General features: G+C 67.6%; 12 protein-coding genes. 9 read left to right on the top strand and 3 right to left on the bottom strand.

Going from position 1 to position 15,353, the window contains the following annotated elements:
- Positions 1-10: 10 nt before the first annotated feature.
- On the bottom strand, positions 11-3,241 hold the full coding sequence (locus SB771_RS32710) for an efflux RND transporter permease subunit (protein WP_175662250.1): 3,231 nt from the start codon (positions 3,239-3,241) through the stop codon (positions 11-13).
- Between the two features lie 268 nt (positions 3,242-3,509).
- Between SB771_RS32710 and SB771_RS32705 the strand changes: the two genes are divergently transcribed.
- From SB771_RS32705 to SB771_RS32685, 5 genes are all read left to right on the top strand, one after another.
- The gene (locus tag SB771_RS32705) at positions 3,510-3,791 is read left to right on the top strand and encodes a DUF4148 domain-containing protein (RefSeq protein WP_175662251.1); all 282 of its coding nucleotides are present in this window, start codon (positions 3,510-3,512) and stop codon (positions 3,789-3,791) included.
- Positions 3,788-4,063, top strand: coding sequence for a hypothetical protein (locus tag SB771_RS32700; protein ID WP_175662252.1), 276 nt, complete (start codon positions 3,788-3,790; stop codon positions 4,061-4,063). Before SB771_RS32705 ends, SB771_RS32700 begins: the two co-directional genes overlap by 4 nt.
- 419 nt (positions 4,064-4,482) lie before the next feature.
- A complete protein-coding gene (locus tag SB771_RS32695; protein ID WP_175662253.1) occupies positions 4,483-6,471 on the top strand; it encodes a gamma-glutamyltransferase family protein in 1,989 nt (662 codons plus the stop codon).
- A 94-nt stretch (positions 6,472-6,565) separates the two neighbouring features.
- Positions 6,566-6,988 (top strand): hypothetical protein, encoded by a 423-nt coding sequence (locus SB771_RS32690; protein ID WP_175662254.1) that lies wholly within the window; start codon positions 6,566-6,568, stop codon positions 6,986-6,988.
- 246 nt (positions 6,989-7,234) lie between these two features.
- Positions 7,235-7,792: a hypothetical protein gene (locus SB771_RS32685; RefSeq protein ID WP_175662255.1), complete on the top strand. Its 558-nt coding sequence runs from the start codon at positions 7,235-7,237 to the stop codon at positions 7,790-7,792.
- A 164-nt stretch (positions 7,793-7,956) separates the two neighbouring features.
- Here the strand turns inward: SB771_RS32685 and SB771_RS32680 are convergent, their stop codons facing one another.
- Positions 7,957-8,286 carry a hypothetical protein gene (locus SB771_RS32680; RefSeq protein WP_164714706.1) on the bottom strand — a complete coding sequence of 110 codons (330 nt, stop codon included), beginning with the start codon at positions 8,284-8,286 and terminating at the stop codon, positions 7,957-7,959.
- Between the two features lie 31 nt (positions 8,287-8,317).
- On the opposite strand from SB771_RS32680, the gene SB771_RS32675 reads away from it, so the two are divergent.
- The 4 genes from SB771_RS32675 (at position 8,318) to SB771_RS32660 (ending at position 14,381) form a co-directional block, all read left to right on the top strand.
- Positions 8,318-9,568 (top strand): exonuclease SbcCD subunit D, encoded by a 1,251-nt coding sequence (locus tag SB771_RS32675; RefSeq protein ID WP_175662256.1) that lies wholly within the window; start codon positions 8,318-8,320, stop codon positions 9,566-9,568.
- A 3-nt stretch (positions 9,569-9,571) separates the two neighbouring features.
- Positions 9,572-13,042 carry an ATP-binding protein gene (locus SB771_RS32670; RefSeq protein ID WP_175662257.1) on the top strand — a complete coding sequence of 1,157 codons (3,471 nt, stop codon included), beginning with the start codon at positions 9,572-9,574 and terminating at the stop codon, positions 13,040-13,042.
- Positions 13,043-13,163: 121 nt separating this feature from the next.
- Positions 13,164-13,688 carry an HD domain-containing protein gene (locus tag SB771_RS32665; protein WP_175662258.1) on the top strand — a complete coding sequence of 175 codons (525 nt, stop codon included), beginning with the start codon at positions 13,164-13,166 and terminating at the stop codon, positions 13,686-13,688.
- Positions 13,689-13,697: 9 nt separating this feature from the next.
- Positions 13,698-14,381 (top strand): DUF429 domain-containing protein, encoded by a 684-nt coding sequence (locus SB771_RS32660; RefSeq protein ID WP_175662259.1) that lies wholly within the window; start codon positions 13,698-13,700, stop codon positions 14,379-14,381.
- A 166-nt stretch (positions 14,382-14,547) separates the two neighbouring features.
- Here the strand turns inward: SB771_RS32660 and SB771_RS32655 are convergent, their stop codons facing one another.
- On the bottom strand, positions 14,548-14,985 hold the full coding sequence (locus SB771_RS32655; protein ID WP_175662260.1) for an ATPase: 438 nt from the start codon (positions 14,983-14,985) through the stop codon (positions 14,548-14,550).
- Between the last annotated feature and the right edge of the window lie 368 nt (positions 14,986-15,353).

Raw genomic sequence — 15,353 nt, 5'->3', positions numbered from 1 at the left:
GCGTTCTTGATCAGCGCACCACCGGCATGTCCTGCGCGGGGCGGGCGTCGGCCGCTTCGCGGCGTCGGTCGAGCCACGCGTGGATGAAGCCGAACAGCACAGGTACGAACAGCAGAGTCGACAGCGTGCCGAACGCCAGCCCGCCGATCACGGCACGGCCGAGCGGGGCATTTTGTTCGCCGCCGTCGCCGAGGCCGAGCGCCATCGGCAGCATGCCGATCAGCATCGCGAGCGCGGTCATCACGACCGGACGGAAGCGGCTGAATCCGGCCTCGAGCGCGGCCTGCCACGGTGATGCGCCGCTCGCGATCAGCTCGCGCGCCGCGTTGACGACGAGGATGCTGTTCGCGGTCGCGATGCCGATGCACAGGATCGTGCCGGTCAGCGCGGGCACCGACAGCGTGGTGCGCGTGACGAACAGCATCCACGCGATGCCGGCGAGCGACGCGGGCAGGCCGCCGACGATCACGAGCGGGTCCAGCCACGACTGGAAGTTGACGACCATCAGCAAGTAGACGAGCGCGATCGCGATCGCGAGCCCGCCGAGCAGCCCGGTAAACGATTCGTGCATCGCCTGTACCTGGCCGCGCAGCACGATCGACGAACCGGGCGGCAGTTGCGCGCGCGCATCGTCGACGAGCTTCGTCACGTCGGCCGTGACGCCACCCAGATCGCGCCCCTGCACCGACGCGAAGATGTCGAGCACGGGCTGCACGTTGTAATGCGACACCACGGCCTGCTGCGTCGCGCGCGAGAATGCACCCAATGCGCCGAGCAGGTTCTGGGCGGGCGCGCCTGCGGCCGGACCGCCGGCGGGCGTCTGCGGCGGGCGCGCGGCACCCGTCGGCAGCGGTATGTTCGCCAGCGACTGCAGCGAGTCGACCGAATACTGCGGGGCCTGCACGATCAACGGGTAGCTGACGCCGTTGCGCGGATCGAGCCAGAAGTTCGGCGTCGTCTGCGAACTGCCCGACAGCGCGATCAGCAGGTTCTGCGCGACGTCGCGTTGTTCGAGGCCGGCCTGAATCGCCTTCGTGCGGTCCACGTCGACGTTGATCGCCGGCTCGTCGCCGGGCTGCTGGATGCGCGTATCGACGAGGCCGCGCACGCCGCGCAGCCTGGCAAGCAGCGCATTCGCCACCGCGCGGTTCTGGTCCAGCTTGTTGCCGACGATCTGGATGTCGACCGGCGCGGGCAGTCCGAAGTTGAGAATCTGGCTGACGATGTCGGCCGGCAGGAACGCGAACGTCACGCCCGGGAATGATTGGGCGAGCAGGTTGCGCAGCTTCGCGACATACGCTGCCGTCGGCGCGTGGTTCGGCTTCAGCGTGATGTTCACGTCCGCATCCTCGGTGCCGATCGGGTCGGACGAGTCGTACGTGAGGTTGATCCCGCTCACCGGCACGCCGATGTTGTCGAGCATGCCGGCCAACTGGTTCGCCGGAATCACGGTCCGGATGCGCGCTTCCACTTCGTCGGTGAGGCGCGCGGTTTCCTCGATCCGCGTACCGGTCGGGGCGCGCAGATGCAGACGGATCTCGCCGGTGTCGACCGACGGGAAGAAATCCTGGCCGGCGAATGCGAACAGGCCGGTCGATGCGGCGCACGCAAGCAGAAACGCGGCCGCGAAACGGCGGCGATTCGAGATCGCCGCGGACAGCAGCGCGCGATAGCGCAGCCGGACCGCCTCGAAGCGACGTTCGAACGCGGCCTGGAATCGTGCGATGCGCGCGAACACGCCGCGCGGCGGGCGGCCTTGCCCCTTCGCGCGCATCAGGACCATGGCGAGCGTCGGCACCAGCGTGCGCGAGAAGAAATACGACGCGACCATCGCGAAGATCACCGCTTCGGCCAACGGCACGAACAGGTAGCGCGCGACGCCCGTGAGCATGAACATCGGCACGAACACGATGCAGATCGACAGCGTCGACACGAAGGTCGGCACGGCAATTTCGCCCGAGCCGGTCAGAATCGCGTCTTCCAGCGGCGCGCCGCGTTCGAGATGATGCGTGATGTTTTCGATCGCGACGGTCGCGTCGTCGACGAGTATCCCGACCGCGAGCGCGAGCCCGCCGAGCGTCATGATGTTGATGGTCTGGCCGAGCGCGCCGAGCGCGAGCAGCGACGTGAGCACCGCCAGCGGAATCGATACGGCGATGATCAACGTCGCGCGCCAGCTGCCGAGGAACAGCAGGATCATCAGCGCGGTCAGGCAGGCGGCGATCAGCGCTTCACGCACGACGCCCTGGACCGCCGCCTTCACGAACACCGACTGATCGCCGAGCGCGGAGATGTGCAGCGCTTTCGGCAAGCCGGCCGCGATCTTCGGCAGCATCGCCTTGACCTGGTCGATGATCGTCAGTGTCGACGCGCTGCCGGTCTTCTCGACGGTCAGCAGCGCCGCGCGCTTGCCGTCGACCCGCACGATGTTCGTCTGCGGGGCGTAGCCGTCGCGAACGTGCGCGACGTCGTGCACATAGACAACATTGCCGTCGATCGTCTTCACGGGCAGGTTGTTCAGCGCGGCGACCGTCTGCGTGCTGCCGTTCATCTGCACGTTGTACTCGCGCGTGCCGATCTTCGCGGTGCCGCCCGGCAGGATCAGGTTCTGCGCGTTGATCGCGTTCACCACGTCGATGGGCGCGAGCCCCTTCGCCTGCAGCGCGCGCGTGTCGAGGTCGACGACGATCTGGCGAATCTTGCCGCCGAACGGCAGCGGTACCGCCGCGCCTTGCACGGTCGCGAGCTGCGTGCGGATGAAGCTGTTGCCGAGGTCGTACAGTTGCTGTTCGGCAAGCGTGTTGCTCGACAGTCCGAGTTGCAGGATCGGCACCGTCGACGCGTTGTACGTGATGATGTTCGGCGGCAGCGTGCCGGGCGGCAGGATCCGCAGGATCGACGCGGAATTGCTCGCGGCTTCCGCGATCGCGCGATTGATGTCCGCGCCGGGGTGGAAGAAGATCTTCACGACCGACACGCCGTTCAGCGACTGCGATTCGATGTGCTCGATGTCGTCGACGTCCGACGTCAGCGCGCGTTCGTAGTTGGACGTGATGCGCTTGGCCATGTCCTCGGCGGAAAAGCCGTTGTACGACCAGACGATGCTGACGACCGGAATGTCGATGTTCGGGAAGATGTCGGTCGGCATGCGCAGGATCGCGAGCGGTCCCGCGATGAAGATCAGCAGTGCGAGTACGACGAAGGTATAGGGCCTGCGCAGCGCCAGCCGGACAATCCACATGATTTTTTCCTCGAAGCAGGGCATGGGTGCCGCATTCGATGCGGTGAGCATGCAGTCTGCTGGCGCGGCGTTGACCCGATGCTGACCTGAACATTACGAAACTGTTATCCGGGCGCGGGCGATGGATTTCAAAGTTGTCATCTGGCGGTCAGCGTGGGGTACGGGTCGATCGCCAGAATGGACGTGTCAGGCGGCGAATCGCGATTGCGGTCACGCCGACGGCGCATCGACGATGCGTCTTCATTGAACCGTTCTCGGGAGTTTCATCATGAATCGCAAACTGATCGCAGCCGCACTGCTCGCCGTCGTCGTCGGAACGCCGGTCGCCGCTTTCGCACAAACTTCGTCGTCCGGTGTGACCCGTGCCGAGGTGATCGCCGATCTCGTTCAGGCAGAGCGCGACGGCATCGTGCCCACTTCGAACTACGACTATCCGCCGAGCGCGGCGACGGTCGCGCGCAACCGCGAGCTCTACGCGATCGCGCACGGTGACCAGCGCACCGCCATGGCCGGCGCGGCAACGACCGTATCGACCGCGAGCGCGCAATGAAGCCGGGGAACGTGACGAAGCTCCGTTCCCGGATGGTGGTCGCCGCGCTGCTCGCGGCGACGGCCATGCCGGCCTTTGCGCGCGGGCAGCCGGAATTGCCGAGCGACGACGGCGGCCGTGCGAGTGTGCTGCGCGAGCTCGATCCGACGCGGGTGTCGGATGACGCGCGGTCGCGCACGGCATCCGCCTCCGCCTCCTCGAATGGCGGCGGCAACGCTGACAGGAATGCCGCGACCTGGCGGGTCCGAGCCTCGTCGAGCGCACAGGGGTGATCCGGCGTGCTGGCTCGAGATACTTTTCACGCACGTACGTCGAAGTCGGCGCGACAGCGAGCCGCGACGGTGTAGCCCTGTCGCGCGTCGGCTATCACCCAGGCGATCGGCTCGTTCGCATCGCCCGTTTCACCCACCATGTCTGAAGTCCCGATAGCGAATCGGTAGCCCGAATGCCGGCCCGGACGATGGTGTCAAAAGGTGTCGTGCGGATTGGCACGGAGACCGGCGGCATAACCGCCGGCACCGTCAAGCCAGCCCGGCTTGCTGCGCCGCGCGATGCGCCGCTCACCTCGCATCAATTCCTTATTGCGGAAAAAAATCCGGTCATGGGACTATCGAACGCGTTGTCCGCCCGCCGAGGGGCGGCGCCGTCAGTGTGACGAACGCGCAACGACCTACGAGAATCCCGAGAGACCATGAACAGAACCGCGCTTTTCCCGTACGTGTCCGCACTGGTCGCCGCCGCCCTGATGACGGCGTGCGGCAGTGACGAAATCGAAAGCAACGCGGGCGCCACGTCGCCGCCCGCGCCCGACACGAGCTGCCTCGCGATCGACAGCAGCGGCTCGACGGTCGTCGTGGGCTCGAACCAGCCCGGCGATCCGTCGCTGCCGGAAGCCTCGTCGGGCTACCGCACCGGCATGAAGCCGGTCTACGCGAAGCGGTACCTCGTGGCCACCTCGAACGCGTATGCAAGCGCGGCCGGTTGCGCGGTGCTCAAGCGCGGCGGCACGGCCGCCGATGCGGCGGTCGCCGTGCAGGCCGTGCTCGGCCTGACGGTGCCCGAGGCGACCGGCCTCGGCTCGGGCGGCGTGCTGCTCTACTACGATGCGCGCGCCAGGACGCTGCAGGCGTACGACGGACGGGAAACGGCGCCGGCGGCGGCTACCGAGAACTACCTGCGCTATGTCGACGACCAGAACGACCGGTCGGCGCCGCAACCGAACGCGCGTGCAAGCGGCCGTTCGATCGGCACGATCGGCGTACCGAGGCTCATCGAGGCGTTGCAGCAGGATCACGGCAAGCTGCCGTGGCAGGGGCTGTTCGGCGACGCGATCACGCTCGCGAACAACGGCTTCCCGATCGGCGGCCGGCTGGCCGATGCGATCGCGTTGAACGCCGCGAACCTGAAGCGCGATCCCGAGGCCGCCGCGTATTTCCTGAAGGCGGACGGCACGCCGAAAACGCTCGGCACCGTGCTGAAGAACCCGGCTTACGCGCACACGCTGACGCTGATGGCGCAGTCCGGCGCGAACGCGCTGTACACGGGGCAGATCGCGCAGGACATCGTCGCGAAGATCGCGACGACGCTGGGCGCCGACGGCTCCACGATCACGCCCGGCAAGACGACCGTCGCCGATCTGGCCGCGTACCAGGCGAAGCGTCGCGCCCCCGTGTGCACGACCTATCGCAGCTACTGGGTATGCGGGATGCCGCCGCCGTCGTCGGGCGGTATCGCGGTCGCGTCGGCGCTCGGCATTCTCGAGAACTTCGACCTGAAGTCGCTGAAGCCGACGGCGATCGATCTCGAAGGCGGCAAGCCGACCGTCGCCGGCGTGCACCTGATCACCGAAGCCGAGCGGCTCGCGTATGCCGATCGCGACAAGTACGTGGCCGATACCGATTTCGTGCCGCTGCCGGGCGGCACGTGGGACACGCTGCTGAACAAGCCGTACCTGAAGTCGCGTGCCGCATTGATCGACACGAACCACAGCATGGGCACCGCGCAGCCGGGCAATTTCGGCGCAGTGCCGCTGGGCGTCGACGCGACGCTGATCGAACACGGCACGAACCATTTCACGATCGTCGACGCGGACGGCAGCGTGCTGAGCGCGACGACGACCGTCGAGTCGAGCATGGGCTCGTTCCACATGACCAACGGCTTCCTGCTGAACAACCAGCTGACCGATTTCTCGGCGAACCCGCTCGACAGTGCGGGCAATCCGGTGGCGAACCGCGTGCAGCCGGGCAAGCGGCCGCGCAGCTCGATGGCGCCGACGATCGTGTTCGGCACCGCCGCGGACGGCTCGCGCGGCGATTTCGTGATGGCTACCGGTTCGCCGGGCGGCGGCACGATTCCGCAGTACGTGGTGAAGACGCTCGTCGGCGCGCTCGACTGGGGGCTCGATGCGCAGCAGTCCGCGGGCCTCGTCGACTTCGGCGCGAGCAACAGCCCGACGACCAACATCGGCGGCGAGCATCCGAACATCAATGCGACGAACAACGGCGCGAACGATCCGCTGATCGCGGGCCTCGTCGCGCTCGGGCACAAGGTATCGACATCCGCGCAGGCGAGCGGCGTCAACACCGTGATGCGCGTGACGGTCGGACAGTCGCCCGCGCTGCAAGGTGGTACCGATCCGCGTCGCGAAGGCGTCGTGCTCGGCGACACGTTCAAGCCGTAAGCCGGCGGTAGCGGTGCATGGCGTGCGGCTCCCGTCTGCCGGTCGCGGCGGATACGGGGCCGCGCGTCGCCGATGCCTAACGTGAAAGCGGCGCATGGCGGCAACGATCGATGAACAGAACAACCACGCATCGTGGCAAGGGGCCGCCGTGACGAACGCGCATCTGCTTGAAATGGACGCCGTCCTGTCGGCCCCGGGTTTTTTCGATTTCCTCGGCGACCTCGATTGCGATCGCGCGCTGGCCAGCCGCGACGCGGAGCCGTTCGACGCGCGCTGGATGGCGGCGTTCGACGAAGTCGACGGCGAACCGGGCGCCCCGCTCGACAAGCAGGCGGTGGACGCGCTCAGGGAAAAGGCGTTCAGGCTGGCGTTCCGCGCATCGGGGAATGCCGACATCGCGGCGTGCGTATCCGACGACATCGAGCTGATCGCGCGAAGCCGTTCATCGGGCCGCACCGACGGCTGGCCGACCGAGATTCTTTGGGATACCTACAGGAATGGCCGCTTTCCCTGCTAGCCGGCGCGTTGTGCCCGGTGCACCGATGCATGCCATCGGACGGCGCCAATCACGGGCCGATTTCGATGTTTGTCAAACAATGTGAGTCAATCGTCAGCATTTGCAACTGAAGTAACAGTCCCCGCAATTCGACGGTTTTGGGCGTCGGCGCCGCTACATTAGCTCCACCTGCCGCACGTCGCGGTGAGGCATGCGACCAGCCGCGGAACGCGGCCCGCAGCAACAACGTCTTTGGGGAGAATGACCATGAACAAGATTCGCACGATTCTGCTTGGCGCCGCGCTGACGGCAATCGCATCGGCGGCTTTCGCACAAACGGCCCAGACGGGCGCTGAGGGTTCCGCCGGCGTCGGCGCACAAGTCCAGACGCCGCTGCTCGGCGGCGGCGTGGGCGTGCAGGCTGGCGCGGGCGCCAATGCCGCGGGCTCGGGCTCGGGTGCGGGCGCAGGCAACGTCGTCGGCGGTGCGCTGAACGGCGTGGGCAAGACGGTCGGTAGCGTCGGCTCGGCGGCCGGCAACACGGTCGGTGGTGCGGTCGGTGGCGCGACGCAGGCAGTCGGCTCGGCGGCCGGTTCGGCGAAGGATGCGGCGGTATCGGCCACGCACGCGACGAAGTCGCACGTGAAGCACGTCGCGAGTTCGGCGAAGAGCCATGCACAAGGCGCGGTGTCGACGGCGGGCGATGTCGCCGGCGGCGCGAAGGCGAAGGCCGGCGAAGTGCTCGACGGCGCGACGAACTCGGTGCAAGGCGGCGCATCGGTCGGCGTGAAGGGTTCGGCGTCGGCACAAGGCGGCGCGCTGTAAGCGATCTGCTTCCCGCACAGGCCCGGCCCGCTTCGATGCGGGCCGGGCTTTTTTATTGATGCGCCGCGCATCGTGACCGTAAATGTATGCCGTGGACCGAACCGGCGGTCCGTGTACGCTCTGCCCATTGCCCGCACGCCATGCTTAAATAGCGGGGCTCCCGGTCATCGGCCCTCCCGGCGTGGTCGGGTAACATGCCGAGGCATCACGAATTCGAAGTACGGCGAGACGGCGAACGTCGGTGTGATCGGCGTCGCATTGTTCGCGCGGAAGGAAAGCGACGACGACGCGCTGCGTCGCCACGCGAAGCCGTTCCCGGGCAACGACAATAGCTTTGCACTGCCGCCCGTGTGCCCGCGCGGCGAGTGACGCGGCGCGACGAACATCGCCGTCGTCGGCGTGCCGGGCCGGCACCCGCTTTCAGGTACCATCCCGACCCGCTGGCGACGGGCGGCCGTGCCCGGCGTTCGATCGCGCACGATGCCGGTCGACATCGCCCCTTCGTCATGAAACAGAGGAATCTTCGTGAAGTTCATCCACGCGGCAGACATTCACCTTGACAGTCCGTTGCACGGCCTGAGCGCGTATCCCGACGCGCCGGCCGCGCAGTTGCGCAACGCGTCGCGCGAGGCGCTGCGGCAACTCGTGGATCGTGCGATCGAAGAGGAGGTTGCGTTCCTCGTGATCGCCGGCGACCTGTATGACGGCGACTGGAAGGACCACAACACCGGCATTTTCTTCGGCCAGCAAATGGGCCGCCTGCGCAAGGCCGGCATTCGTGCATTCGTGCTCGGCGGCAATCACGATGCCGAAAGCGAGATGACGAAGAAGCTTACGTTGCCCGACAACGTCACCGTGTTCGGCCACCGCAAGCCGGAAACCCACCGGCTGCCGGAATTCGACGTGGCGCTGCACGGGCAGAGCTTCAAGGACAAGGCCGTCGTCGACAATCTCGCGATCGGCTATCCGGACCCGGTGCCGGGTCACTACAACATCGGCGTGCTGCACACCGCGCTCGAAGGCTATGCGGCGCATGCGAACTATGCGCCGTGCACGCTGGCGGAGCTGCACGCGAAAGGCTACGACTACTGGGCGCTCGGCCACGTGCACGAGTTCCAGCAATGGTCGGGGCCGTCGACCGTCGTGTTTCCCGGCAACCTGCAGGGCCGCCATATCCGCGAGACGGGGCGGCGCGGCGCGGTGCTCGTGACGATCGAGCAGGGGCGCACGCACATCGAACGTCTGTACCTCGACGTGCTGCGCTGGGAAGCCGTGTCGGTCGACGCGTCCGACTGCTTCACGGTCGCCGATCTGTCGAGAAAGATCGGCCAGTCGCTGGAGGCGCTGCTGAACGTCGATGGCCACGTGCCGCGCGCGGTGCGCGTGACGGTCACGGGGCGTACGCCCGCGCACGGCCTCTTTTTCGGGCGTGCGCCGCAACTGCGCGCGGAGGTGCTGAACCAGATCGGCATCATCGGCAACGAACGGCTGTGGCTGGAGAAGGTCCGGCTTGCGACGTCCGCGCCCGAGCAGCCGCAAGGCGAGAGCGAGCAACTCGAGGCGCTGGAGGATCTCAAGCAGATCCTGGCCGACGCCGCGCACGATCCGGATTTTCTCGCGCTGCTGGAGCGCGACCTGAAGCCGTTCATCGGCAAGGTGCGCAGCGACGTGAAGGAGGAGGTGCCGCTGCTGACGATGGCGCGCGCCGGCGAACTCACGGCGCTGGTCGAGCAGGTCGGCCCGGCGTTGCTCGCGCGGCTGGCGAGGGGGGAATAAGCGATGCGCATCAGCCAGCTCGATCTGATCAAGTACGGCAAGTTCACCGATGAGACGCTGCGCTTTCCGTCGGCCGGCCAGGATTTCCACGTGATCGTGGGGCCCAACGAGGCCGGCAAGTCGACGATCCGGACGGCCGTGTCGGAACTGCTGTTCGGGATGAAGCTGCAGACGCCGCTCGACTTCCTGCATGCGACGCCCGAACTGCGGATCGGCGGCGTGCTGGAGAGCGGCGCCGGCGCGCTCGCATTTCATCGCGCCCGCGGGCGCAGCCCGCTGCGCACACCCGCCGACGACAAGCTGCCGGACGACTATCTGAACGCCATCCTCGACGGCGCGACGCGCGAATTCTTCGAGCAGATGTTCGGGCTCGACCACGGTCGGCTGGTCGACGGTGGCCGCAGCATACTCGACGCGTCCGACAAACTCGGCCAGGTGCTGTTCGAATCGGCGGCCGGCGTCGGCACGCTCGGGCCCGTGCGCGAGGAACTCGACGCGCGCGCGGGCGAGCTGTGGGCGCCGCGGCGCAGCGGCAGCGCATTCGCGCAGGCCGAGGCATTGTTCAACGAAGCGGTCGGCGAACTGAAGGCGGTCCAGGTGCGCACGCGCGACTGGGTCGATCGCAAGGAAGCGCGCGACGCGGTCGAGCAGGAGATCGAGCAGGCGCGCGCGGAGCAGCGCCGTCTTGAAGCGCTGCGCTCGAAGCTCGAGCGCGTGCGGCGGCTGGCGCCGTACCTGAAGGAATTGACGATCAAGGAAGCGGCGCTTGCCGAACCGGGCGCCGTCGTCGAATTGCCGCCGACCGCGTACGCAGACCTGCTGAAAGCGCAAGGCGATCTCGCGGCCGAACAGAAGGTGCTCGAGGAGCGCCGTGCGGATCTGCTCGCGAAACGGCAGGCGCGCGATGCGATCGATCCGGATGCCGATGCGCTGGCGCTCGAAGGCGACATCGAAGCACTCGACCAGTTGCGCGGCGCCTGCATGAATCACGCACAGAATCTGCTGTTGCTCGGCGCGGACGTCGAGCGGCATCTGTCCGCCGCCGGTTCCGCCGCGGCTCAGCTCGGCTGGCCGACCGACGAGGCGTCGCTGCGCGCGGCACTGCCGACCGCGCTGTCGCTGAAGACGGTCGCGAACCTGTTGCGCGATCACGGCGCGCTGCATCAGGCGCTGGCCGGCGCGCGCGAATCGCTCGACGAGCGCACGCAGGAACTCGCGCACGCGCAGGAACAACTGGCGCGTCTGTCCACGGTCGATGTGCCGGAAGTGCTTCGCGCGGCGCTTGCCGACGCGCAGGGTTTTCGCAGCAGCGGCCAGCGCGAACAGGCGCTCGAACGCGACATCGCCGCCGCGGAGCGCGCGCTCGCCGATGCGCTCGATGCGCTCGGCCAGTGGCGCAAGCCGGTCGACGCGCTGCGGGTGCTCGATGTGCCGTCGGCGGCGCGGCTCGGCGCGCTGCTCAACGAAGCAAGCGAGCGCGCGAGCGCGGCGGCCGCCGCACGCGATGCGCGCGACGCCGCGCAGGAGGAATTCGAGCGGCTCGAACTGCAAGAGAAGCATTTCGCCGAGACTCACAAGGTCGTCACGACCGCCGAAGTGCTGGCGGCGCGTGCACGCCGCGACGGTGCGTGGGGCGACATCCGCAGCGGCGCGGTCGATCTCGCCACGGGTGCGCCGGCTGTCGACGATGCGATTCGCCTCGCCGACGAACTCGTCGATGCGCAGCTCGGCGCCACGCAAGCGGCGGCGACATTGCAATCGCTGCGTCAGCAGGTCGAGTCCGCCCGCGCTGTATTGACGCGCCGACAGGCGGCCGTCGACGAGCGTGAGCGCGAGCTGGCCGCGCATCGCGACGCCTGGTCCGACCTCGCGACGACGGCCGGCGTGCCCGGCATGCCGCTGGCGGCGATGGGGGACTGGCTCGCGAAGCGCGACACGGTGTTTGCCGCGCAACTCGAGCTTGATCGCCAGCGCCGTGACTTCGAGACGATCCGCGAAGCGCGGGCCGGCGCGGAAGCTGCGTTGCGTACGGCGCTGCGTCTGGTATCGCGCGGCAGCGACGCCGACGGGTTGGCGGCGCTCATCGCGATCGCCGAGACGTTCGTGCAATCGGCCGAGAAGACGCTCGCGCAGAAGGACAGCCTGGAGGACCGCGCGCGCGAAGCCGAACGCGGATGCGCGACGGCCCGTTCACGCGCCGGCCAGGCCCAGGCGGCCTACGATGCGTGGCAAGCACAATGGCGCGATGCGCTCGCCGACGCGAAGCTGTCAGCGAATGCGGTGACGCTGGCTGCCGCGGAAGGGGCGCTCGGGCTCGCCAATACGGTGACGGCCGAACTGGCCGGCGCCGATGCGCCGCGCAACCGGATGGCCGCGATCCGTGCGGAGCTGGCTGCGCTCGAGGCCGGCGCACGTCGACTCGCTGAAGCGCTCGAGCCCGCATGGCTGGCGAGCGGCGACTGGCTGGACGTTGCGCGCCGGTTGACGATGCGCGTGGCGGCCGCACGGGAAACCGCGCGTGCGATCGATCGTGCCGACGAGGCGGTGCGGCAGGCCGACGGCAAGGTCGCCGATGCGGCCGCCGCGGTGGCGGGTGCGGATGCGCGCATTCAGCCGTTGCTGCAACTGGCCGGCGTCGCGTCGATCGACGCGGCGCTGCCGCTGGCCGAGCGATCGGATCGGCAGCGCCAGCTTCGGCAGGCCGTCGATGCCGCGAAGGAGGCGCTGGTGCGCGATGGCGACGGATTGTCCCAGGCGGCCGTCGAGGCGGAGGTCGCGGAACAGGACATCGCCGACGTGCCCGCGCATCTCGAAGCGGTGAAGCAGGCGCTCGGCGACGTCGGCACGCGCCTGAACGCGCTCGCCCAGCAACAGGTCGTCGCGCGGCAGGCATTCGGCGCGATCGACGGCCAGGCGAGCGCGGCCGTGGCCGAGGCGAAGCGGCAGGAAGCGCTGGCCGCGATGGGCGACGCGGCCGAACAGTATCTGGAAGCGGCGACCGCGAGCCGTCTGCTGAAGTGGGCGACCGATCGCTATCGCGACCAGAAGCAGGGGCCGATGCTGCGCCGGGCGGGCGAGATTTTCGCGGGGCTCACGCTCGGCGAATTCGCGCGGTTGACCGTCGACACTGAACGGACGCCGCCCGCGCTGTACGCGCGGCGCACCAAGGGCACGTCGGTCGAGGTCGCCGGCCTGAGCGAAGGAACGCGCGACCAGCTGTTCCTCGCGCTGCGGATCGCGGCGCTCGAACTGCAACTCGCCAGCCGGACCGCGCTGCCGTTCGTTGCCGACGATCTGTTCATCAACTTCGACGATGCGCGTGCGAAGGCGGGGCTCGAGGCGCTGCGCGATCTGTCGACGCGAACCCAGGTGCTGTTCCTGACGCACCACGATCACCTGCTGCCGCTCGTGCGGGACGTGTTCGGCGCGCAGGTCAACGTGGTCGGGCTGCAGCGCGAGACGGCCGGCGCATGACGCCGGGCGCCCCGATGTTCCCGATACATGGGAATGATCATCGCGTACAGGTAGTATGTGCGGTTCCGAAACGGACGCGACCGGTTCTGCCGGCCGTAGTCCGGCCACACGAGGGGTCAATATGAACAAGCTGGTAGCTGCCATCGCATTCGCGGCGGACAAGCATCGCAATCAGCGGCGCAAGGACGACGAGGCATCGCCGTACATCAACCATCCGATCGCGCTGGCCGATGTGCTGGCCAACGAAGCCGGCATCGAGGACGAGCGCGTGATCGTCGCGGCCGTGTTGCACGACACGATCGAGGATACGGAGACGACCGAGCAGGAACTGCTGCGGCTGTTCGGCAAGGACGTCGCGGACATCGTGATGGAAGTCACGGACGACAAGTCGTTGCCGAAGGAAGAGCGCAAGCGCCTTCAGGTCGAGCATGCGGCGACCATCAGCCGGCGCGCGAAGCTCGTGAAGCTGGCTGACAAGATCTGCAACCTGCGCGACATCGCGCGGCATCCGCCCGCGGACTGGCCGCTCGAGCGCAAGCAGGCGTACTTCGACTGGGCGAAGTCGGTCGTCGACCGGATGCGCGGCGTGCATCCCGGCCTGGAAGGGATCTTCGATGCCGCGTACGACGCGCGGCCGGCGGACTGACGCGCAGCCATGCGGGCGGCCCGTTCCCGATCCGTCGCGTGGTCATCGCCTGCGGTGGCGGGCGTCGACGTGGGCGGCGACAAGAAGCAATGCGATCTCGTGATCCTGCGCGGCTCGACGATCGTCTGCCGCGAGGCGCGGATCGCACCCGAAGCGCTGCCTGCGCTGTGCATCGAGCATGGCGTGGTGGCCGTCGGCGTCGATGCGCCGAGCCTGTGGTGGATGGGAAGCGGACGCCGCGCGGCCGAGCAGGCGCTCGCGCGCGAGCGGACCTCGTGCTTTCCGACGCCGTCGCGCGAACAGGCCGTGACCAGTGCGTCGGGCTTCTTCGACTGGATGTTCATGGGCGAGCGCGTGTACCGCGCGCTGGCACAGGCCTATCCGCTGCTCACCGACGCACGGTACGCCGGCGGGAACGTAAGCTTCGAGACCTATCCGTACGCGATTACCTGCGCGATGCTCGGCAAGGCGATTGCGTCGGCGAAGCAGAAACGCAACCAGCGCCGGCAATTGCTCGCGCAAGTCGGGATCGACGTGTCGACACTGCGCTCGGTCGACGCGCGGGACGCGACGCTGTGCGCATTGACTGCGCAATATGTGATCGACGGAAATGCGCACGCGTATGGCGATGCGGAGGGCGGGTACATCCGTGTGCCGATCGTCAGCGAGACGATCGTGCTCGATACGCTCTAGTCACTCACGGGCTGCGATTGGCGGGTACCCGTAAACCCGTGACGGCAAGGTGAGCTTTTGCGGGACGTATCTGATCGTCGACGTCAAGGTGTCGAGCAGTGACAGCCGATCGGCATGCGCAACATCATGTTCAGTCGATGCGCAGTGCGCGTCCCGGCCGTGATGCTCATTCTTCGAGAATGGACTTCGGCACGCTGGAGAGATCGCAGGCGTCCGCTTGCTCGAAATAGGCTTGCGCATCGTCGATCATCACGACCGCGACGTCGATCAGTTCGTCGAGCCGCTGCAGCAGCGATTCGCGCCACTCGATGTCCTCGTCGCGCTCGGGCGTCTTGTCGAGCTGCTCGATGATCGAGTCGGCCGTCTGCAGGAACGGGATCGCCTGCTGATAGTTTTCGATCGAGACCATCGCGGCGTTGCGTGCGGCGACGAGCCGTTCGCGATGCTCGTCCGCCAGTTCGGACTCGCCGCTGATGCGCGGCAGCACATCGGAGATGCGTTGCAGAAGCGGCGGGGCCTGCTCTTCCAGCATGACGGCGCGCTCGCGAAGCGCGGCATATTCGTCGCGAAGATCGGCGTCGCCGGATTGAGTGGTGCTGTCCATCGTCGGTATGAGTGCGTTGTTCGATCGCGGGATGATACTCGACCGTGCGTACCCCTTTGTTTGTTCCGCGGCATGGTGACTGGCGCGGGGTGCATACGGGATGCTGTCGGCCTCCTTTATATAGGAGGAAAGAAGGGCGCGCGCCCTGGAGGCTGCGCGGGCGGCTTTTTCAAAATATTTTCACAAAGGGGTTGCATAGGCAGGGGCGGGTGCTTAGAATCACGCCTCTTTCGCGCTAACGGAAACACGGCGCGGGAGGGAAGGGAAGCGGTGCTGTCGAGGGTGGGTTGCAGAAGCCCCGGCGCACACGAAGTTGAACCCCTCGCCGTCGCAACGAAGCAGTTCAGAAAGTTGTTGACGAGCGAAGA

Origin of the sequence: Burkholderia sp. SIMBA_051, from assembly GCF_046534915.1 — a bacterium.
Lineage (GTDB): Bacteria > Pseudomonadota > Gammaproteobacteria > Burkholderiales > Burkholderiaceae > Burkholderia > Burkholderia ambifaria.
Note: the sequence above shows the minus strand (reverse complement) of the source record. Positions and strands in the feature narration are given on the sequence as shown.